At 69.0% G+C, this 18,778-nt stretch carries 21 protein-coding genes; 4 read left to right on the plus strand and 17 right to left on the minus strand.

Annotation, left to right across the window (positions count from 1 at the left end; all coding sequences use genetic code 11):
- Genes rplB through rpsJ form a run of 5 tightly spaced genes read right to left on the minus strand, consistent with a single transcriptional unit; the run spans nucleotide 1 to nucleotide 2,816 of the window.
- Nucleotides 1-837, minus strand: a complete 837-nt coding sequence (gene rplB, locus EL338_RS19055) for a 50S ribosomal protein L2 (protein ID WP_126335181.1) — start codon at nucleotides 835-837, stop codon at nucleotides 1-3.
- A 41-nt stretch (nucleotides 838-878) separates the two neighbouring features.
- Nucleotides 879-1,181: a 50S ribosomal protein L23 gene (gene rplW / locus EL338_RS19060; protein WP_126335182.1), complete on the minus strand. Its 303-nt coding sequence runs from the start codon at nucleotides 1,179-1,181 to the stop codon at nucleotides 879-881.
- On the minus strand, nucleotides 1,181-1,840 hold the full coding sequence (rplD, locus tag EL338_RS19065) for a 50S ribosomal protein L4 (RefSeq protein ID WP_126335183.1): 660 nt from the start codon (nucleotides 1,838-1,840) through the stop codon (nucleotides 1,181-1,183). Before rplD ends, rplW begins: the two co-directional genes overlap by 1 nt.
- 2 nt (nucleotides 1,841-1,842) lie before the next feature.
- Nucleotides 1,843-2,496 carry a 50S ribosomal protein L3 gene (gene rplC, locus EL338_RS19070; protein ID WP_126335184.1) on the minus strand — a complete coding sequence of 218 codons (654 nt, stop codon included), beginning with the start codon at nucleotides 2,494-2,496 and terminating at the stop codon, nucleotides 1,843-1,845.
- A 14-nt stretch (nucleotides 2,497-2,510) separates the two neighbouring features.
- Entirely contained in the window at nucleotides 2,511-2,816 is a 306-nt protein-coding gene (gene rpsJ, locus EL338_RS19075) for a 30S ribosomal protein S10 (protein ID WP_003883485.1), read from the minus strand.
- Between the two features lie 389 nt (nucleotides 2,817-3,205).
- Between rpsJ and EL338_RS19085 the strand changes: the two genes are divergently transcribed.
- Complete coding sequence (locus EL338_RS19085) at nucleotides 3,206-3,691, plus strand: hotdog fold domain-containing protein (RefSeq protein WP_126335185.1); 486 nt, start codon at nucleotides 3,206-3,208, stop codon at nucleotides 3,689-3,691.
- Between the two features lie 12 nt (nucleotides 3,692-3,703).
- On the opposite strand, the gene EL338_RS19090 is transcribed toward EL338_RS19085, so the two are convergent.
- The 4 genes from EL338_RS19090 to tnpA all read right to left on the minus strand — a co-directional run bounded on the left by EL338_RS19090 (nucleotide 3,704) and on the right by tnpA (nucleotide 7,121).
- Nucleotides 3,704-5,299 (minus strand): carboxylesterase/lipase family protein, encoded by a 1,596-nt coding sequence (locus EL338_RS19090; protein ID WP_235666211.1) that lies wholly within the window; start codon nucleotides 5,297-5,299, stop codon nucleotides 3,704-3,706.
- 170 nt (nucleotides 5,300-5,469) lie between these two features.
- Nucleotides 5,470-6,420, minus strand: coding sequence for an RNA-guided endonuclease InsQ/TnpB family protein (locus EL338_RS19095; RefSeq protein WP_235666212.1), 951 nt, complete (start codon nucleotides 6,418-6,420; stop codon nucleotides 5,470-5,472).
- Nucleotides 6,321-6,719: a helix-turn-helix domain-containing protein gene (locus EL338_RS26625; RefSeq protein ID WP_235666213.1), complete on the minus strand. Its 399-nt coding sequence runs from the start codon at nucleotides 6,717-6,719 to the stop codon at nucleotides 6,321-6,323. The genes EL338_RS19095 and EL338_RS26625 overlap by 100 nt, the downstream gene beginning before the upstream one ends.
- 3 nt (nucleotides 6,720-6,722) lie before the next feature.
- Nucleotides 6,723-7,121: an IS200/IS605 family transposase gene (gene tnpA, locus EL338_RS19100; protein ID WP_126336964.1), complete on the minus strand. Its 399-nt coding sequence runs from the start codon at nucleotides 7,119-7,121 to the stop codon at nucleotides 6,723-6,725.
- Between the two features lie 226 nt (nucleotides 7,122-7,347).
- Between tnpA and EL338_RS19105 the strand changes: the two genes are divergently transcribed.
- Both EL338_RS19105 and EL338_RS19110 read left to right on the plus strand, forming a co-directional pair.
- Nucleotides 7,348-8,613, plus strand: coding sequence for a cytochrome P450 (locus tag EL338_RS19105; RefSeq protein ID WP_126335187.1), 1,266 nt, complete (start codon nucleotides 7,348-7,350; stop codon nucleotides 8,611-8,613).
- Between the two features lie 97 nt (nucleotides 8,614-8,710).
- A complete protein-coding gene (locus EL338_RS19110; protein ID WP_276006010.1) occupies nucleotides 8,711-9,946 on the plus strand; it encodes a cytochrome P450 in 1,236 nt (411 codons plus the stop codon).
- Here the strand turns inward: EL338_RS19110 and EL338_RS19115 are convergent.
- Complete coding sequence (locus EL338_RS19115) at nucleotides 9,924-10,619, minus strand: TetR/AcrR family transcriptional regulator (RefSeq protein WP_235666214.1); 696 nt, start codon at nucleotides 10,617-10,619, stop codon at nucleotides 9,924-9,926. The two genes, EL338_RS19110 and EL338_RS19115, sit on opposite strands and share 23 nt — an antisense overlap.
- A gap of 55 nt (nucleotides 10,620-10,674) precedes the next feature.
- Between EL338_RS19115 and EL338_RS19120 the strand changes: the two genes are divergently transcribed.
- Entirely contained in the window at nucleotides 10,675-12,318 is a 1,644-nt protein-coding gene (locus tag EL338_RS19120) for an MFS transporter (RefSeq protein ID WP_163791850.1), read from the plus strand.
- Here the strand turns inward: EL338_RS19120 and mftG are convergent.
- The 7 genes from mftG to mftA all read right to left on the minus strand — a co-directional run bounded on the left by mftG (nucleotide 12,236) and on the right by mftA (nucleotide 18,769).
- The gene (gene mftG / locus EL338_RS19125) at nucleotides 12,236-13,681 is read right to left on the minus strand and encodes a mycofactocin dehydrogenase MftG (RefSeq protein ID WP_126335189.1); all 1,446 of its coding nucleotides are present in this window, start codon (nucleotides 13,679-13,681) and stop codon (nucleotides 12,236-12,238) included. The genes EL338_RS19120 and mftG overlap by 83 nt on opposite strands.
- Nucleotides 13,678-15,093: a mycofactocin biosynthesis glycosyltransferase MftF gene (gene mftF / locus EL338_RS19130; RefSeq protein WP_126335190.1), complete on the minus strand. Its 1,416-nt coding sequence runs from the start codon at nucleotides 15,091-15,093 to the stop codon at nucleotides 13,678-13,680. The genes mftG and mftF overlap by 4 nt, the downstream gene beginning before the upstream one ends.
- Complete coding sequence (gene mftE / locus EL338_RS19135; protein WP_126335191.1) at nucleotides 15,090-15,839, minus strand: mycofactocin biosynthesis peptidyl-dipeptidase MftE; 750 nt, start codon at nucleotides 15,837-15,839, stop codon at nucleotides 15,090-15,092. Before mftE ends, mftF begins: the two co-directional genes overlap by 4 nt.
- 111 nt (nucleotides 15,840-15,950) lie before the next feature.
- Nucleotides 15,951-17,138 carry a pre-mycofactocin synthase MftD gene (gene mftD / locus EL338_RS19140; protein ID WP_126335192.1) on the minus strand — a complete coding sequence of 396 codons (1,188 nt, stop codon included), beginning with the start codon at nucleotides 17,136-17,138 and terminating at the stop codon, nucleotides 15,951-15,953.
- 4 nt (nucleotides 17,139-17,142) lie between these two features.
- Complete coding sequence (gene mftC / locus EL338_RS19145) at nucleotides 17,143-18,342, minus strand: mycofactocin radical SAM maturase (protein WP_126335193.1); 1,200 nt, start codon at nucleotides 18,340-18,342, stop codon at nucleotides 17,143-17,145.
- Nucleotides 18,339-18,671 (minus strand): mycofactocin biosynthesis chaperone MftB, encoded by a 333-nt coding sequence (mftB, locus tag EL338_RS19150; RefSeq protein WP_197721901.1) that lies wholly within the window; start codon nucleotides 18,669-18,671, stop codon nucleotides 18,339-18,341. The genes mftC and mftB overlap by 4 nt, the downstream gene beginning before the upstream one ends.
- Nucleotides 18,672-18,673: 2 nt before the next feature.
- On the minus strand, nucleotides 18,674-18,769 hold the full coding sequence (gene mftA, locus EL338_RS19155) for a mycofactocin precursor MftA (protein WP_126335194.1): 96 nt from the start codon (nucleotides 18,767-18,769) through the stop codon (nucleotides 18,674-18,676).
- Nucleotides 18,770-18,778: the final 9 nt, after the last annotated feature.

The raw sequence follows: 18,778 nt of genomic DNA on the forward strand, positions 1-18,778 counted from the left end.
CTAGCGCTTCTTGCCGGTGCGCCGGCGTCGGACGATGAGCTTGTCGCTCGGCTTGTTGGGCTTGCGGGTGCGGCCCTCGGGCTTGCCCCACGGGCTCACCGGGTGGCGGCCACCGGAGGTCTTACCCTCACCACCGCCGTGCGGGTGATCGACCGGGTTCATCACGACACCGCGGACCGAGGGGCGCTTGCCCTTCCACCGCATCCGGCCGGCCTTGCCCCAGTTGATGTTCGCCTGCTCGGCGTTGCCCACCTCGCCGACGGTGGCGCGGCAGCGCACGTCGACGCGGCGGATCTCGCCGGACGGCATACGCAGCGAGGCGTAGGTGCCTTCCTTACCGAGCAGCTGGATGCTGACACCGGCCGAGCGGGCGAGCTTCGCGCCGCCGCCGGGCCGCAGCTCCACGGCGTGGATCACGGTGCCGGCGGGGATGTTGCGCAGCGGCAGGTTGTTGCCCGGCTTGATGTCGGCGTTGGCGCCCGACTCGATGACGTCGCCCTGCTTGAGGCCCTCCGGCGCGATGATGTAGCGCTTGGTGCCGTCGAGGAAATGCAGCAGCGCGATGTTCGCGGTGCGGTTGGGGTCGTACTCGATGTGGGCGACCTTGGCGTTGATGCCGTCCTTGTCGTGGCGACGGAAGTCGATCACGCGGTAGGCACGCTTGTGGCCACCGCCCTTGTGCCGGGTGGTGATCCGGCCGTGCGCGTTACGCCCGCCCTTGCCGTGCAGCGGACGAACCAGCGACTTCTCCGGGTGGTCGCGAGTGATCTCGGCGAAATCGGAGACGCTGGCACCGCGGCGACCGGGGGTCGTCGGCTTGTACTTGCGAATTGCCATGTCTACTAAGTCTTTCTGGGTCTCTGCGTCCTAGCCGGCGGTCAGGCCGGGGCTCCGAACAGGTCAATCGGCTTGCTGCCGGCGGCCAGCGTCACGATCGCGCGCTTGGTGCTCTTGCGCTGGCCGTAGCCGGTGCGGGTGCGCTTGCGCTTGCCCTGCCGGTTGGCGGTGTTCACCGAGTCGACCTTGACCTTGAAGATCTTTTCGATGGCGATCTTGATCTGCGTCTTGTTCGAGTCCGGGTGCACCACGAAGGTGTACACGTTGTCCTCGATCAGTCCGTAGGACTTCTCGGAGATGACCGGAGCCAGGATGATGTCGCGGGGGTCAGTCACGGTTGCCATCAGGCCGACACCTCTTCTTTCTCGGTCCGCGCAGAGTTGGCCTCGATGAAGCTGTTCAGAGCCTCCACCGAGAACACCAGATCGTCGGCGTTGAGCACGTCGTAGGTGTTCAACTGATCCGGCGAGATCACGTGCACGCCAGGCAGATTGTTCACGCTCTTGGCGCCGACCTCGTCGGTCCGGCCGATCACCACGAGCACCTTCTTGCGATCGGTCAGCGACTCCAGGAACGTCCGCGCGCCCTTGGTCGACGGGGTCTGACCGCTCACCAGCTCGGTGACCGCGTGGATGCGCTGGTTGCGCGCCCGGTCCGAGAGTGCCCCGCGCAGGGCGGCGGCGATCATCTTCTTCGGGGTGCGCTGGCTGTAGTCGCGCGGCTTGGGGCCGTGCACCGTGCCACCGCCGGTGTACTGCGGGGCGCGGATCGAGCCCTGGCGGGCGCGGCCGGTGCCCTTCTGGCGGTACGGCTTCTTGCCGCCGCCGCGGACCTCGCCGCGGGTCTTCGTCGAGTGCGTGCCCTGGCGAGCGGCCGCGAGCTGCGCGATGACCACCTGGTGCATCAGCGAGATGTTCGGCTCGACGTCGAACAGCTCGGCCGGCAACTCGACGCTGCCGTCCTTCTTGCCGCCGGGGGCAAGCACGTCAATTGTGAACGCCATGTCTACTTCTCACCTCGTTTGATCGCGGTGCGAACCATGACCAGACCGCCGTTGCGTCCCGGGATGGCGCCCTTGATCAGCAGCACGCCGTTTTCGGCGTCGACCTTGTGCACCTTCAGGTTCTGCGTGGTGATGTTGTCGTTGCCCATCCGGCCCGACATGCGAGTGCCCTTGAAGACACGGCCCGGGGTGGCGCAGCCACCGATCGAACCGGGCCGACGGTGCACGGCCTGGGTGCCGTGGCTGGCGCCCTGACCGCTGAATCCGTGGCGCTTCATGGTGCCGGCGAAGCCCTTGCCCTTGCTGGTGCCGGTCACGTCGACGTAGGTGCCGTCGGCGAAGATCTCGGCGGTCAGCTCCTGGCCCACCTCGTACTCGGCGGTGGCGGTCTCGTCGTCGAGGCGGAGCTCGGCGAGGTGCCGGCGCGGGTTGATCCCGGCGGCGGCGTACTGACCGGTGACGGGCTTGTTCACCTTGCGCGGGCTGATCTCGCCGTAGGCGAGCTGCACGGCGCTGTAACCGTCGCGCTCCGGGGTGCGGATGCGCGTCACAACATTGGGACCAGCCTTGACGACCGTGACGGGAACGACCTTGTTGTTCTCGTCGAACACCTGCGTCATGCCCAGCTTGGTGCCCAGAATGCCTTTTCTAGCCATCTTGTTCTGGTCTCCTACTGGATGTTCACGTCGACACTGGCCGGCAGATCGATGCGCATCAGAGCGTCAACGGTCTTGGGCGTCGGGTCGAGAATGTCGATCAACCGCTTGTGCGTCCGCATCTCGAAGTGCTCCCGCGAGTCCTTGTACTTATGCGGGGAGCGGATGACGCAGTACACGTTCTTCTCGGTGGGCAGCGGCACCGGCCCGACCACACTGGCGCCGGTACGGGTGACCGTTTCCACGATCTTGCGCGCCGAGGCGTCGATCGCCTCGTGGTCGTAGGCCTTGAGCCTGATGCGGATCTTCTGTCCCGCCACGCTTCTCCTACCTCACTGTCATGACCGGGCCCGTCGTCGGGAACCCGGTCGAGCTCAAACTGTGGTGCTCGAACGCTGGTCGCGCTCTTGTGCCGCCGCTGTTTACCTGTCTCTGGTTCACCGGCCCCCGCGGTCGGGCGTGTCGCCCTACGCAGCCTCGTCCGGGCTGAGATTTCTCGCCGCGATCGAAGATGGGACCGGACGCGCCCGTGGCGGGCGCTGGTCTGCCCTGGGCCAGTCCTGGCTCAGGGCAACCCGAATAGTATGCCTGAAGATCGCATGTCAGCCAAATCCCTGGCGGAACCGGGAAACGGGCCGCGGTCCGGACTCGGCGGGCCCCAGTGGCGACGCCCTTCCGACGCTACCTTACCGGGCGGTAAGGTAGCGGCATGTCGCAGGTCAGCGCGCAATCCACCGGCACTTTCCGGATGTGGCAACGCCTGCGGGACCGACCCGGCGGCACTCGCCTGTTCTCCGCGGCGGCCATGCTGCGGGTCCCCTACTTCGCCTCGGTCCTGCCGCACGTCGAGCGGATGGAACCCGGCCTGGCCGAGGTGACGGTGCCGAAGTGGTTCTTCGTGCACAACCATCTGCGCACCGTGCACGCCATCGCCGCGTGCAATGCCGCCGAGGTCGCGATGGGCATGGCGATGGAGGCGACGGTGCCGCGCACCCACCGCTGGATCCCGAAAGGCATGTCGGTGGCGTATCTGGCCAAGGCCACCACCGCGTTGCGGGCCACCGCGCGCCTGGACCCGCCGGATTTCGACGCGATCACCGAGGGGACCGACGTCGTCGTCGCAGTGCGCATCACCGACCGCGCGGGTAGCGAGGTGGTGCACGCCGACATCACCACCTGGGTGACGCCGGCCTGAGGCCAGCCGGGGCTACCGCTGCAAGCCCGACCAGAACTCGCAGTGGTGCTCGGCGTCAAAGGTGTTCGTCACGCGACTTCCCCCGGTCTGCAACGACATTCGTGGATCGGCGCCGTCGCGCACCGCGGGCCAGCGTGGCGCATCGGCCTCGGAGTCGGCGTCGGCCGGCGCGCCGGTGCTGACGAACTCCGTCCAGAACTCGACCATCTCCGCCGACAGTGCGCGCTGGGCGGGATCCAGCGGCGGCGCCCCGCCGACGTCGAACAGATAGCGCAACTCGAGCGAGTGGCTGGCGCCCACCGGGAACGGCACGGTGCGCAACGGGTCGGGCGCGGGCGCGCTGCGGTCGCTGAACTCGTAGGCGTAGACCGGTGCGGGGTCGACGCCTCGGGACAGCTGGGCGGCCATCCGGTCGGCGACGCAGGCGAACATCCCGTCGGTCACCGCCGCCGAGTAGGCCAGGGCGACGTTGCCGCCGAATCGGTCGGGGGAATACCGCGCCGCGACCGCCCCGGCGTCCACCCCGAAGATCTCGGCCAGCTGCCCCGGGTACTCCCCGACCGTCGGCGACTGCCCGGTGCGCAGGTACTCCAGCGCGGTGAACAAGGTGAACTCGTCACGCGTGGTCCCGATCAGCACGGGCACCCGGGCCGCGCGCGGGGTGCCCAGGGCGTCGACGGGGTCGACCGGCAGATCCTCGGTGCCGATCACCGGGCCGCTGAGGCCGGCGTCACCGATCCAGGCGTAGCGCGGTGAACCCTCGAGCTCCTCGGGCGGCAACCCCCGCAGGCACCGCGCGGCCGTCGCGGGATCCGCGCAACCCACCGAGCGGGCGTAGTCGATGCTGGCCGCGCGCGCCGCGGGCAGTTCGGGTTGCTGCTGACACGGGCCGCTCTGGATGATCGCGGCGTCGAACAGTCCCGCGGAATCAGGCGCGACGAGATGGTCGCAGACCGACACCGCACCGGCGGACTCCCCCGCGATCGTCACCCGGTCCGGATCGCCGCCGAACCGGGCGATGTTGTCGCGCACCCAGCGCAGCGCGGCCTGCTGGTCGGCCAGCCCGTAGTTGCCGTCGCCGACGGCCGGATGCGCGAGGAAGCCCAGGGCACCCAGCCGGTAGTTCAGCGTGACCACGACGATGTCACCGCCGGTCACCAACCACTTGGCGTCGTACTGGTCGCCGCTGCCGTTGGCGAAGCCGCCGCCGTGGATCCACACCATGACCGGGCGTTGCTCGGCCCCCTCGGGGGTCCAGACGTTGAGCGACAGGCAGTCCTCGGAATAGTCCTGGCCGGAGCCGGGGTCCAGGGCGACGTCCTGGATGCAGCGCGGGCCGGGGCTGCTGGCGTCGCGCATGCCGGCCCACGGCTGCGGCGGGCGCGGCGGCTGCCAGCGCAGCGGGCCCACCGGTGCCGCGGCGTAGGGAATGCCCTCGAAGAGTTGGTAGCCCGGTGCCACCTGACCGCGCACCGTGCCGGCCGTGGTGTCGACGACGCCGGCCTCCAGACCTGGCGCCGCCTCCGGTCCGGGCTGGGCGCCGGCGGCGCAGCCCGTCAGTAGCAGCAACGCGGACAACGCCAGCGCGCCCAGGAATCGCAGCGGCACGAAAATTCAGCGTACGCGCCGCCGGTTCCGGGCCCGGAACGACGAGGTCCTTTCCACGGCCGATTCCGGGCCCCTTCCAAGGTCCCTTCGAAGGCCCCTTCCGCGGACCAAAGTCCCCAGTTTGCAATTGACGTCCTCCCCGCGGCTGAAGCCGGGGGATTCCAACCGGTTCATGCTGCGGGTGCAGCAGTGGTGGGTTGGAGCAGTAATTCCTCGCGGTTTCCTGCTGGTTCCTGCTTCGGTGACCGCGCTCGGCCCGCGGGCCTCGATTGGTCTTCACAGGCGGTGACCGCAAGCCCTGCGGCCAGAATATTCTTGGCGGCGTTGACATCCGCATGCTCATGATGCGGGCAGTGGGTGCACCGGAACACCGCTTGGCTCTCACGGGATTTCGGGTCCACATGCCCACACGCTGAGCAGCGTTGCGATGTGTAGGCCGCCGGCACCTTCACCACGGTGGTCCCGGTGTAGCGGGCCGCCGAAGCCAGTGCCAACGCGAACTGATGCCACCCTTTGGACAAGATGGCGCGGTTGAGCCCGGACTTGGCTGCCACGTTGCGCCCGGGCGATTCGATCGTTCCTTTCGCCGATTTCGTCATCTGTGTGATCTTGAGGTCTTCGAGCACCACCACCGCGTTGGCGACCGCGAGCCGGTGCGCGACCTGAGCGGCGAAGTCCAGACGCCGCCGCCGCTCCCGGGCCCGCACCGCCGCCAACGCCGCGCGAGTCTTGTCCCGATTGGTCGAGCGTTTCGCGCACCGCGACAACTTGCGCTGCAACGCTATCCCCCGGCGACGCTCCCCAGGGGCCACAAACTGACTGTCGATCAGCTCGCCGCCGCTGGTCGCGACCGCCACCGCGACACCGCGGTCCACCCCCACCGCGCTGCCCGGTGACGCGTGGGTCTCGGGGGTCTGGCGGCCGTCGTCGACCAGCACCGACAGGAACCAATGCCGGCCCTCTCGGGACAGGGTGGCCGAACGGAGGGTCTCACCGTCGAGGCTGCGGCCCGCGCGGAACTTCACCCAGCCCAGCTTGGGCAACTTGATCCGGCCGTGGCGACGGTTGAGCTTTCCACCGTCATCTTGTTGCCCTCGGGGAACCGGAACGACGGCGCCCACCGACGCCCTGATCGCCACCGCACCCTGAAGGTGCCATGCTCACGGCACGCCCGATCCAGATCCATCAACGTCTGCTGCAAACAATGCCCCGGAACATCTTTCAACCACCGATGCTCAGCCTTCGCCTCGGCCAACTCCTTGGCCTGCGGCCCGTAATTCATCCACGCCCCACGACGGCGATACTCACGGCGCTGCTCCAACCCGGTGTTCCACACCGCCCGGCACACCGCCCCAATCCGCTCGGCGAACTCAGCCTGCTCGCCGCTGAACTCGACCCGAAACCGCCGCCCCGTCAACATGGCTCAGCGGTCCTTCTGCGCCTCGACATAGCGTTTGATCACCGATAACGGCGCCCCGCCCACCGTGGCCACGAAGTACGAATTCGTCCACAACGACGGCAACCGCGATTTCAGCCACGGGAATTCCTCGCGTAGCACCCGCGACGAGCGGCCCTTGATAGCCTTCACCAATTTGTGCACCCCAAACTGCGGGTCCACCTCCACCAACAGATGCACGTGATCAGCCATGGTCTCCATCTCGATCAACCACGCCCCCTTCTCGGTGATCACCTCGGCGATGATCTCCTTCAAGCGGACTTCCATCCGGCCACCGATCACCTTCCGGCGGTACTTCGGGCACCACACCACGTGATATGCGCACTGGAACGCGATATTCGCATTCGTTCGCAACGTAACACCCACAACCGACAACATCAGACAGGCTGCACCTACCTAATGGGTCGACACGCCAGAACGCACATGCCAGTGGCCACTCAAAGAACAAACTTGACGCGCTCACCCCCAGGGTTGAAACCCGGAGTCCGCCGCGCCACCTACCTTCGATCGACTTCCCCGATCGCGAACCATCGGCCAGACTGGTACCTGACACCCGTCAAGTTTTTTGTGAACGGACCGCGAGGAGCGCGAATTGACCAGCCCGACGACCGCCCGCCAAGCCAGTGAGCAGGGGCGGGTCCTGGCCGACCCCACCGCCTACGCCGACAACCACCGCCTGCACGAGGCGTTGACGTGGCTGCGCGCCAACGAGCCGGTCACCTGGGTGGACAGCCCCCCGTACCGGCCGTTCTGGGGCATCACCAAGCACGCCGACATCATGGACATCGAGCGCGACAACGAGCTGTGGATCAGCGGTCCGCGGCCGCTGCTGCTGCCGGCCGAGGCCGAGGACGCGATCAAGCGGGACCAGGAGGCCGGGATCGGCCTGCGCACGCTCATCCACATGGACGACCCGCACCACCGCGACGTCCGCAAGATCGGCGCCGACTGGTTCCGGCCCAAGGCGATGCGCGACCTGAAGGTGCGCGTCGACGAGTTGGCCAAGCGCTACGTCGACCGGATGGTCGAGATCGGTCCCGAATGCGACTTCGTCACCGACATCGCGATCAACTACCCCCTGTACGTGATCCTGTCGCTGCTCGGCCTCCCCGAGGAGGACTTCCCGCGCATGCTCAAGCTGACCCAGGAGATGTTCGGCGGCGAGGATGCCGAACATCAGCGCGGCGAGGGCACCACCGAGGACCTGATGGCAGTCCTGTTGGACTTCTTCACCTACTTCAGCGCGCTGACCAAGTCGCGGCGAGAAAACCCGACCGGGGACCTGGCCTCGGCCATCGCCAACGGCACGATCAACGGCGAGCTGATGTCCGACATGGACACGCTGTCCTACTACGTGATCGTCGCCAGCGCCGGCCACGACACCACCAAGGACGCCATCTCGGGCGGGCTGGGCGCGCTGATCCAGAACCCGGACCAGTTGGCCCGGCTGAAGGGCGACATGAGCCTGATGCCGCAGGCCGTCGAGGAAATGATCCGGTGGTCGACGCCGGTCAAGGAGTTCATGCGGACCGCGACCGCCGACACCGAGGTGCGCGGGGTGCCGATCGCCAAGGGCGAGTCGGTGTACCTGTCCTACGTCTCGGCCAACCGGGACGAGGAGATCTTCGACGATCCGTTCACCTTCGACGTCGGGCGCGACCCCAACAAGCACCTGTCGTTCGGCTACGGCGTGCACTTCTGCCTGGGCGCCGCGCTGGCCCGGATGGAGATGAACAGCCTGTTCACCGAGCTGCTCCCGCGCCTGGACTCCATCGAGTTGGCGGGCGAGCCGGAGTACTCGGCGACGATCTTCGTCGGCGGCCTCAAGCACCTGCCCATCCGGTACTCGCTGCGCTGACGGGTTCGCGAAAACCCGGGCACGCGGCGCACCCGTCGGCCACACTCGCGGTAAGGACACTTACGGACGAGGGAGGCTTCGGGTGACCACTCGGACAATGGACGAGGCGGCAAAGGTTTTCGCGGATCCGTCGGCGTACGCCGACGACGACCGGTTGCACGCGGCGCTGACGTGGCTGCGCGCGAACAACCCGGTGGCGTGGGTGGATCAGCCGCCGTACCGGCCGTTCTTCGCGGTCACCAAGCACGCCGACATCATGGACATCGAGCGGGCCAACGACCTGTGGTTGAGCGAGCCCCGGCCGCTGTTGGCGACCGCCGAGGCCGACGACCTGGCCAAGGCGCAGCTGGAGGCGGGGATGGGCCTGCGCACGCTGATCCACATGGACGACCCGCACCACCGCAAGGTGCGCGCCATCGGCGCGGACTGGTTCCGCCCCAAGGCAATGCGCGCGCTGCAGGGCCGCGTCGACGAGCTGGCCAAGCACTACGTCGACAAGATGGCCGAGGTGGGACCGGAGTGCGACTTCGTCACCGAGGTGTCCGTCAACTTCCCGCTCTACGTCATCATGTCGCTGCTGGGCCTGCCCGAGTCCGACTTCCCCCGGATGCTGCAGCTGACCCAGGAACTGTTCGGCGGCGACGAGGAGGAGTACCAGCGCGGCTCCACGCCGGAAGAGAAGTTGCAGACGCTGATGGACTTCTTCGCCTACTTCAACAAGCTGACCCAGGACCGGCGGGCGAACCCGACCGACGATCTGGCATCGGCGATCGCCAACGGCCGCGTCGACGGGGAACTGCTCTCCGACGTCGACTGCCTGTCCTACTACGTGATCGTGGCCACCGCCGGGCACGACACCACCAGCCACGCCATCGCCGGCGGGTTACGCGCGCTGATCGACAACCCCGACCAGCTGGACCGGCTGAAGGGCGACATGAGCCTGATGCCGCTGGCCGTCGAGGAGATGATCCGCTGGACCACCCCGGTCAAGGAGTTCATGCGGACCGCGGCCGCCGACACCGAGGTGCGCGGCGTCCCGATCAAGGAGGGCGAGTCCGTCTACCTCGCTTACGTTTCGGCGAACCGGGACGAGGAGGTCTTCGACGATCCGTTCACCTTCGACGTCGGCCGCGACCCCAACAAGCATCTGGCGTTCGGCTACGGCGTGCACTTCTGCCTGGGCGCCGCGCTGGCGCGCATGGAGATCAACAGCTTCTTCACCGAGCTGCTCCCGCGGCTGGACTCGATCGAGTTGGCCGGCGCGCCGGAACTGACCTCGACGGTGTTCGTCGGCGGACTCAAGCACCTACCTATTCGGTATTCGCTGCGCTGACCGACCGGCCGTAGACGTGTAGGAAGCCGTCGACCGCCGCGCGCACACACTCGCGGTAGTCGACGTCGGCCAGGGTCGAGAGCTTGGCGGTCACCAGCGGACCGAGTAGCAACGTCATCGCCGTGGCCCGGTCGAACTCGACGAGTTCGGCCGTGGCCTGCGGGCTGTCGAAGATGGCGTCGAAGGGCGCGGCGTACTGCTGCGCGATCCGCTCGCGCAGCGTGCGCACCTCGTCGCTGTCGGCCGAGTTTTCCGCGGTGCCGCGACGGTCGTCCTGGACGGCCGGCATATGGTCCAGATCCCGGCCCAGCGCCAGCCAGTTCATCGCGGTCAGCAGCGCGGGCGCCTCCGCGATGTGGTCGGCCCAGGCCTCCATCAGTGCCATCAGCCGGTCCCGCAACGCACCGTCCTCGGGCGGCATCGGGGCCGGCGGGATCAGGCTCTGGAAGGCCGCGGCCAGCAGGTCGTTGCCGCTGGGAAAGTGCCGATACAGGGTGGCCCGGGCGACGTTGGCCCCGCGCAGCACCGCGTCCACGGTCACCGCGCTGGGCCCACCGGCGCGCAACAGCGCCGTGGCCGCGTCCAACAACCGCGCGCGGGAGCGCGCCGGCCGCGGATCGGTGCGTCCGGAGCCGTTCGTGCGTTCGTCCTTGTCCAGCAAATTGTCCACCACGCTACAAGACTGTTAGTCTCGAAAGTTCACCTGCCGCTGAAGGGGGCGTCCGACAGTGGTCGACACATCCACCCAGCCAGATCAGACTACCGACCCGGCGACGGCGGGGCTCTCGACTCGCGCAAGGCTGTGGACCCTGACGCTGGCCTGCTTCGGCGTCGCGCTGGTGATGTCCTCGATGGTGGCGCTGAACACCGCGCTCGGCGACATCGCCGTCGAGACCTCGGCCACCCAGACCCAACTCACCTGGATCGTGGACAGCTACACGCTGGTGCTGGCCTGTCTGCTGCTGCCCGCCGGCGCCATCGGGGACCGCTACGGCCGCCGCGGCGCGTTCATCGCCGGGCTGGTCGTCTTCGCGCTGGCCTCGGCCGCGCCGCTGATCTGGACCGGTGCCGATCTGCTAATCCTGGCCCGCGCCGGCGCCGGGGCGGGCGCGGCGCTGATCATGCCGGCCACCCTCTCGCTGATCACCACCGCCTTCCCGGCCGACCAGCGGACCAAGGCCGTGGGGATCTGGGCCGGCGTCTCCGGCGTCGGCGGCCTGATCGGCATGCTCGGCTCCGGCATCTTGCTGCACTTCTGGACGTGGCCGTCGATCTTCTGGGCCTTCGCCATCTGCTCGGCGCTGCTGGTCCCGCTGACCCTGACGATGCCCAGTTCCCGCGACGACGACCCCAAGCCGCTGGACTGGCTCGGCGCCGTCGTCATCGGGGCGGCGGTCGCGGCGTTCGTGTTCGGCATCCTGGAAGCCCCCGTGCACGGCTGGGACCACCCGCTGGTCTACGGCTGCCTGGCCGCCGGCGTCCTTCTGGCCGCCGCGTTCGGCGTCATCGAACTGCGCCAGAAGTATCCGCTGCTCGACGTCCGCCTGTTCGGCGACGTCAACTTCGCCACCGGCGCCGCCACCGTCACCGTGCTGTTCCTGGCGCTGTTCGGCTTCTTCTTCGTCATCATGCAGCACATCCAGCTGGTGATGGGCTACAGCGCGCTCGAGACCGCGCTGGCCATCTCACCGCTGGGCGGCCCGATGCTGCTGCTGACGGCGACCTCGTTCTGGTATGCCCCGCGGGTGGGCCTGCGGCTGGTCGTCTTCATCGGCCTGCTGCTGACCGCCACGGGCTACCTGGCCCTGCGCGGACTCGAAATCAACTCGCCCTATTGGGATCTCGCCTGGCCGCTGGTGGTGCTCAGTTCCGGCATCGGGATGTCGGTGGCGCCGACCACCGCGGCCATCATGACCTCGGTGCCCGACGACAAACAGGGCGTGGCCTCGGCGGTCAACGACACCACCCGCGAGGTCGGCGCCGCCCTCGGCATCGCGTTGGCCGGCTCGCTGCTGGCCACGCAGTACACCAATGCCATTGCGCCGCACCTCGAGTCGTATCCCGAGCCGATCCGCGAGGCCGCGTCACGGTCCCTCGGGGAGTCCATGTCCGTCGCCGAGCGCCTCGGCGAACAGGGCGCCCAGTTGCTCGAGATCAGCCGCGGCGCGTTCGTGCAGGGCCTACAGGCCTCGCTGCTGTCGCTGGCCGTCGTGATCATCGTCGCGGCCGTGCTGATCGGCCTGTGGGCCCCCGGCCGCGACGGGCGCCAGCTCGCGGTGATCCGGAAGCTCAGGACAGCACGAACGGCGCCGCCCGATGCGCCAGCATCACCGTCGTCGCATGCGGACCCCGACTCGGAATCCTCGGCATGACCGAACCGTCGATCACCCACAGCCGCTCGACGCCGCGCACGCGGCACTGCTCATCGAGCACCGCGTAGGGATCATCCTCGGCCCCCATCGGCACGCTGCCGCACAGATGTTGCGACGTCGACCAGGAGGGCTCCCCCATACCCGTTGTGGCCCCGGTGATCTCGTAGGCCAGCTCGGCGCCGTGGCGCAACCGCGCGACATCGGCGGGCTCCGAATCGTAGTGGTGCGCGATGCGCGGCGGCACCGCCGGATCGGCCGAGGCGAGGGTCAGGGCGCCCCGCGAGCGGGGCTGCATCAAGGCGACACCAAGGTGCGGCCAATCGGGCCGCCCCTCGGTCCCATCACCCAGCATCGCCACGAAACCGCCCGTGTAGGGCCGGATCTCGAGATCACCACCCAGGCTGAGCACGACCTCGAGCACCGGCCGGCGGGGTTCGACGGCCCAGCTGGTGGGCAGCACCCATTCGGGGTGATCCGAACACCGCGCGCCGACGGCATGCTGTTGCACGGTCGCGATCCCCAGTGCGCGCAGCACCGCGTCGTCGCCGATACCCGAGAGCATGAGCAGGTGCGCCGACCCGATCGCCCCGGCGCACAACACGATCCGGTCCGCCGTGAACACCTGCGGGCCGTCCGGACCGACGGCGTCCACCCCGACCGCCCGGGTGCCTGCGAACCGTAGCCGCAGCACCCGAAGCCCCGCGAACACCGTGAGGTTGGGCCGCCCGAGCGCGGGCACCAGGAACCCCGCACCGGGCCCGACCCGCACCCCGTCGACGATGTTGAGCGGCACCGGACCGATCCCCGTCGGCAAGCCCGGGGCCGCACCGTCGTTGAGATCGGGCAGCCAGGGATAGCCGTAGCGCGCGGTCGCCTGGAGGAAAAGCGCTGTGCTGCCGACAGTCTCGGCGGTGCGCCGCAGCCGGATCGGGCCGCGGTCGCCGTGTTGCGGACCCGTGAAGTCCAGATCGGTCTCGATGGCGCGGTAGTGCGGCAGCACGTCGTCCCACCCCCACCCGGGCAGATCCCACGCCGCGAAGTCCGCCGGCACGGCCCGGCAGAAATAGCCGCCGTTCACCGCCCCGGAACCGCCCACCGTCGCGCCGCGAACCAACTGCACCGTCCGCGCCGGGCTGTCGGTCAGCTGGGCGGGAAACCGCGCCACCAGCGGACTGCCCGCCCCCACCGGCAGTACCGTGCCGTTGTCGGTCAGCGCCGCCACACCGGGGTCCGACGGGCCGGGGCCCAGCTCCAGCACCGTCACCGAACACGCCGGGTCGGCCGAAAGACGTTCGGCCACCACGGAACCGGCACTACCCGCCCCGATGACCAGCACATCGCTGTGGGTCGGACGGGGGCTCACGCCCTGATCTGCGGCTTGAGCGGACGGGCGTTGTGCTCGCGTAGGGCGCCGTGCCACAGGCCCACCCCGTAGGCCAGGTCGTCGAGGCGTTTCATCACCACGTAGGTGAGCAGGCCCAGCGGCTTGGTGTCGTCGCTGTTGGCGTTGCGCCGGCGCGCCACCCAGTCCACCACCCCGTCGACGATCGCGGCGACCACCACCACGCGCCGCCAGCGCTGCGACGCCATCGCGAGCACCAGCGCCACCGGCCAGTAATGCCGGCACAGCGCGGCGGCCAACTGCACCGCCGCCAGGCCCAGGCCGCGAGCGGCCACGAACGCCACGTCGCCGGGCTGGGTCTCCGGGGCCCGCATGGACCGCGAGATCCGACCGCCGGTGGCCAGCGCGGCCAGCATCGACCCCAGATAACCCAGCCGTGACCCCAGACCCAGCAGCACCCAGGCGACCAGCGTCCAGCCCGAGATCACCAGCGGCGCGGTCTTGTCCGGATGCCGACTGGACAGCGGCGCGGCCGAACTTCCGTAGAAGGCCTTGCGCCCCAACCAGTCCCGGACACTGGTGCGATGCTCGTGGGCCACCAGCGCGATCGGCTCGTAGCGCAACCGGGCGCCGGACTCGACCAGTCGCCAGCACAGGTCGACGTCCTCGCCGCAGTGCATGGCCTCGTCGAAGCCGCCCAGTTCGGTCAGCGCCGAGCGCCGGCAGATGATCGCCGCGCTGGGCACATAGGACACCGTGCCGTAGGGGACCACCGGCGCTTCGCGCTGCCCCAAGTCCAGCGAGGACCGGACCGCCTCGTACCGGGCCACCAGGGTGTCCTGCGAGTTCAGGCCGATGATGCGCGGGGCCACCAGCGCGACGGTCGGATCGCAGAAGTGGCCCAGCAGGGCCTCGAGCCAACCGCGGCGCGGCACCACGTCGGAATCCAGGAACGCCACGAAGTCGGTGGTCGCGGCCCGCAGGCCGGTGTTGCGCGCGGCGGCCGGGCCCCGGCTGGCCGAATGGCGCAATACCTCCACATCGCAGTGCGCCCCGACGAAATCCGAGGACAGCAGCGGCATCCTCGACCCGTCGTCGACCACCACCACCCGCAGACCGCGCAGGGTGCCGACCAGCCGTCGTACCCCGGACAGGTTGTCCCGCACCGGGATAACCACGGTTACATCCAGGTGGGACGGACCGCCCGCGGGCCGCGGATGGGCCACCGTGGCGTCGAGCAGGGCGCGGGCCAACTGGGCGCTGACGGCGTCCCGGACCTCGAGCCGGCCGCCGTCGAGCAGGGTCTGCGCCGCCGGCGCGAGGCGAAGCAGTCGGGTCGGCGAGCCGCCCAGCAACGCCGAGCCCGCGCCCAGCACACGCACGCGCCGGTCCACCTGGACGGCGAAGCCGTCGGGCAGTCGCGTCTGCGTCATGTCAACATCCCGTCGACGCGCGGTTCCCAGCGGCCGATCCGGCCGGCGCAGCCGCTCACCATCTCCTCGAACAACTGTTTGCCCGCGTTTGCGGTCGCAGTGGTCGGGTCCCCCAACACTCCCACCTCACTTACTGCCGCCACTCCCCCACGGCGCATGCTCGGCATCAGGTCTACCAGCGGTGCGCAGTTGCCGGGGCGGGATCGGTCAAACCTCACCTCAGCCGGCGAAATATGTAGCAATACAGACGTTTCAGTGTGCCCGGCGTGCGCATCGCCACCCCGCACCGTACACGAACACCAGGCCGCCTCGCGGCCTTCGGAGCGCAGTAGCCGCACCGCCGCGGTCAGGGCCGCGACGTTGCCGCCGTGCCCGTTGACGAACACCAGCCGCCGCGCCCACCGACCCGCGGACCGGCCGTACTCCACCAGCACGTGGCGCAGGGCCTCGGTGCCGATCGAGATCGTGCCGGCAAAGGCCTCGTGCTCGCCGCTGGCGCCATAGGCGATCGGCGGGGCCAACAGGTACCGCAGGGTATGGTCGGGCCCGCCCTGAGCCCGCGCGACGACCTGCGCGGACACCGCCTCGGCAATGCGGGTGTCGGTGTCCAACGGCAGGTGCGGGCCGTGCTGCTCGGTGGAGCCCACCGGGATCACCAGCACGGCGGGGGTGTCCAGAAGGTCGCTCGACGTCGCACTGCCGAGCTCGCTACCGAAGGCCACCCGCCGATGGTAGGCCGAATTCACCTGGTGTGCCCCGGATGTTCGGCAGGACGATGAACTTCTTTTTCTTGCCGTTGAGGAAAACTGGCTCGCACATTCACGCCAGCCACGTCCGCCACGTCCGTCCCAGGCCGGTCAGTCCCCGTCGACGCCGAGGGTCCGGGTGAAGCCGTCGGGCACCAGGACGTCGGCCGGGGACAGGTCATGGATCGACGAATGCCCCAGCCCGCGCAACGCGGAGTCGATACCGCCGCTAAGGATGTCGAGCACGTTCTCGACGCCGGCCTGGCCGTTGGCCGCCAGGCCCCACAGGTAGGCCCGGCCGATCATCACGGCCTTGGCACCCAGGGCGACGGCCTTGACCACGTCGCTGCCGCGTCGGATGCCGCCGTCCAGCAAAACCTCGATCTGATCGCCCACCGCGTCGGCGATGGCCGGCAGGCAGCGGATCGCCGCCGGGGTGCCGTCCAGGTTGTTGCCGCCGTGGTTGGACACTGTGATCGCCGAAACACCAGCGTCCACAGCGCGTTTGGCGTCGTCGACCCGCACGGTGCCCTTGAGCAGGAACGGGGCGCCCGGCCACTGTTCGCGCAGCCAGGCGATGTCCTCCCAGGTGGGCGGCGGGGTACCCATCCACTGGCCGTAGGCCTCGAAGAACGTCGGCCCTCGTTCGCCGCGCCGGCCCTGATTGGGTACCCGCAGGTCCGGCGGGCGCAGGTGCTTGGCGAAGCTGAAGAACCAGCGCGGTTTGGTGATGACCTCCGGGGACATCTTCAGCATGGTGCGCAGGTTCATCTGCTCGGGGATCTGCGGGCTGCCCCAGTCCCGGCCGTGGCTGAAGCTCCAGTCGGTGGTGGCGATCAGGCCGACGGCCCCGGCGTCCTTGGCGCGCTGCACCCGCTCGGCGATCTCATCGCGGCTGCCCAGCCAGTAGACCTGGAAGAAGATCTTGTCGTTGACGGCGGTGACTTCTTCGATCGGCTTGCTGGCGAACGACGACAAGCCCATCGCGGTGCCGCGCGCCGCGGCGGCCCGGGCCACCGCGACCTCGCCGTCGGGGTCCACGGCCTGCACACCGGTCGGCGAGATGATGACCGGCATCGAAACGTCCTGGCCCATCACGGTTGTCGCCATTTCCCGCTTCTCGGTGGCGCCCACGACGTGCGGGGCGAAGCCGAGTTCGGAGAAGGCCTCGACGTTGTCCGAGACCGTCACGCCCTTCTCGCTGGCGGAGATCAGCGAGGAGTAGGCCGACTTCGGGAGCCGCTTCTTCGCCCGCTGCTGGGCGATGGCGACGGTTTCGAACCAGGTATCACGTGCCATGAATTCAGACTGGACTTTCGTTGCAGAACGCCTTGGGCGGCGCCGGTGGAGTGGTGAGCAGGGTCAGTGGAACGGGCCCGGCGGGCGTCTTGCGCTTCCCGGTGCGGGAGTGGTCGACGCGGGCCGAGGGCACCTCGCGATCCAGCGCCAGCGCCGGCTCGCCATAGCCCTGCACGCATTCGGGGTCCGGGCCGTCCATCGGCAGCCCGGTGAAGAACTTGGCGGCCATGCAGCCGCCGCGGCAGGCGTCGTAGTGCGCGCAGCCCGAGCAGGCGCCCGCCGACTGCGGTTCGCGCAGTTCGCGGAACAGCTCCGAGTACTTCCACACGGTGTCGAATCCGCCGTCGGCCACCACGTTTCCGGCCAGGAAGCGGTCGTGGATCGCGAACGGGCAGGCGTAGACGTCGCCGACCGGGTCGATCAGGCACACCACGCGCCCCGCACCGCACAGGTTCAGGCCGGCCAGCGCGCCGGGCTCGCCGAGGCCCGACAGGTGGAAGAACGAGTCACCGGTGAGCACGCGCTCCCCGTGGGCCACCAGCCAGTCGTAGAGCTGGACCTGTTGGGCGGCGGTCGGGTGCAGTTCGTCCCAGACGTCGGCGCCGCGGCCCGAGGGACGCAGCCGGGTGATGCGCAGCGTGGCGCCGTAGCGGTCGGCCAGGGCCTTGAAGTCGTCGAGCTGGTCGACGTTGTGCCGGGTCACCACCACCGAGATCTTGGCGTCCGAGAAGCCCGCGGCGGCAAGATTTTCCAGCGCACGTACGGCCATGGCGAAGGAGCCGGGGCCGCGCACCGCGTCGTTGACCTCGGCGGTCGCGCCGTCGAGCGAGATCTGGACGTCGACGTAGTCGCTGGCGGCGAGCTTGGCGGCCACCTCGGGGGTGATCCGCACCCCGTTGGTGGAGAACTTCACCCCGACGTGGTGCTCGGTGGCGTAGTCCACGAGCTCCCAGAAGTCCGAGCGCACCGTGGGCTCACCGCCGCCGATGTTCACGTAGAACACCTGCATGCGTTCGAGCTCGTCGATGATGTCCTTGCACTGCTGCGTGGACAGTTCGCGCGGGTCGCGCTTGCCCGAGGAGGACAGGCAGTGCACGCACGACAGGTTGCACGCGTAGGTCAATTCCCAGGTCAGGCAGATCGGCGCGTCCAAACCGCGCTCGAACTGATCAACCAGCCGTGGGACCGGTGCTACGGACGTCATGTGTCCTCCCTCGTGTGGTCTTGGGGCACAAGCATTTTCGATGAGACCAGCACGGAAAGCGCGTGCAGGTAGGGCTGCTGGGCGGACTCGTCGATCCCGGCGGCCCGACACGCGCTCAGCACGTCGTCGTACTCACCGAGGGACTGGACCAGCTCCAGGACCGTGCGGTTCTTCAGGAAAGACAGCTTGCGGGTGCCGAAGTGGTAGAGCAGCGCCCCGAACGGCTCGGGGCGCACCGCCACCTGCGGGTGCAGGCGCCAGCCGCGGCCCGGATCGAACCGGCCGGGCCGGTCGAGGTCATCCATGGTCGCGGCCGGCGATGTCGTCATCGTCAGTAGACGCCGCACATGCCGTCGATGGAGACCTCTTCGACGAGGCTCTCCGAGACGAGCTCGGCGTCGGTGGTGACCTGCTGATCGTTGTCCATGTGATTACC

Origin of the sequence: Mycolicibacterium chitae, from assembly GCF_900637205.1 — a bacterium.
GTDB lineage: Bacteria > Actinomycetota > Actinomycetes > Mycobacteriales > Mycobacteriaceae > Mycobacterium > Mycobacterium chitae.

Bases quoted from the DNA above. Each gene is read 5' to 3' on its own strand.
- EL338_RS19085 (WP_126335185.1), top strand. From the start codon at position 3,206: ATGTCGCAGGTCAGCGCGCAATCCACCGGCACTTTCCGGATGTGGCAA.
- rplC (WP_126335184.1), bottom strand. From the start codon at position 2,496: ATGGCTAGAAAAGGCATTCTGGGCACCAAGCTGGGCATGACGCAGGTG.
- mftF (WP_126335190.1), bottom strand. From the start codon at position 15,093: ATGACGCAGACGCGACTGCCCGACGGCTTCGCCGTCCAGGTGGACCGG.
- rplD (WP_126335183.1), bottom strand. From the start codon at position 1,840: ATGGCGTTCACAATTGACGTGCTTGCCCCCGGCGGCAAGAAGGACGGC.
- EL338_RS19110 (WP_276006010.1), top strand. From the start codon at position 8,711: ATGGACGAGGCGGCAAAGGTTTTCGCGGATCCGTCGGCGTACGCCGAC.
- mftB (WP_197721901.1), bottom strand. From the start codon at position 18,671: ATGACGACATCGCCGGCCGCGACCATGGATGACCTCGACCGGCCCGGC.
- rplW (WP_126335182.1), bottom strand. From the start codon at position 1,181: ATGGCAACCGTGACTGACCCCCGCGACATCATCCTGGCTCCGGTCATC.
- mftA (WP_126335194.1), bottom strand. From the start codon at position 18,769: ATGGACAACGATCAGCAGGTCACCACCGACGCCGAGCTCGTCTCGGAG.
- mftD (WP_126335192.1), bottom strand. From the start codon at position 17,138: ATGGCACGTGATACCTGGTTCGAAACCGTCGCCATCGCCCAGCAGCGG.
- EL338_RS26625 (WP_235666213.1), bottom strand. From the start codon at position 6,719: ATGTTGACGGGGCGGCGGTTTCGGGTCGAGTTCAGCGGCGAGCAGGCT.
- mftC (WP_126335193.1), bottom strand. From the start codon at position 18,342: ATGACGTCCGTAGCACCGGTCCCACGGCTGGTTGATCAGTTCGAGCGC.
- rplB (WP_126335181.1), bottom strand. From the start codon at position 837: ATGGCAATTCGCAAGTACAAGCCGACGACCCCCGGTCGCCGCGGTGCC.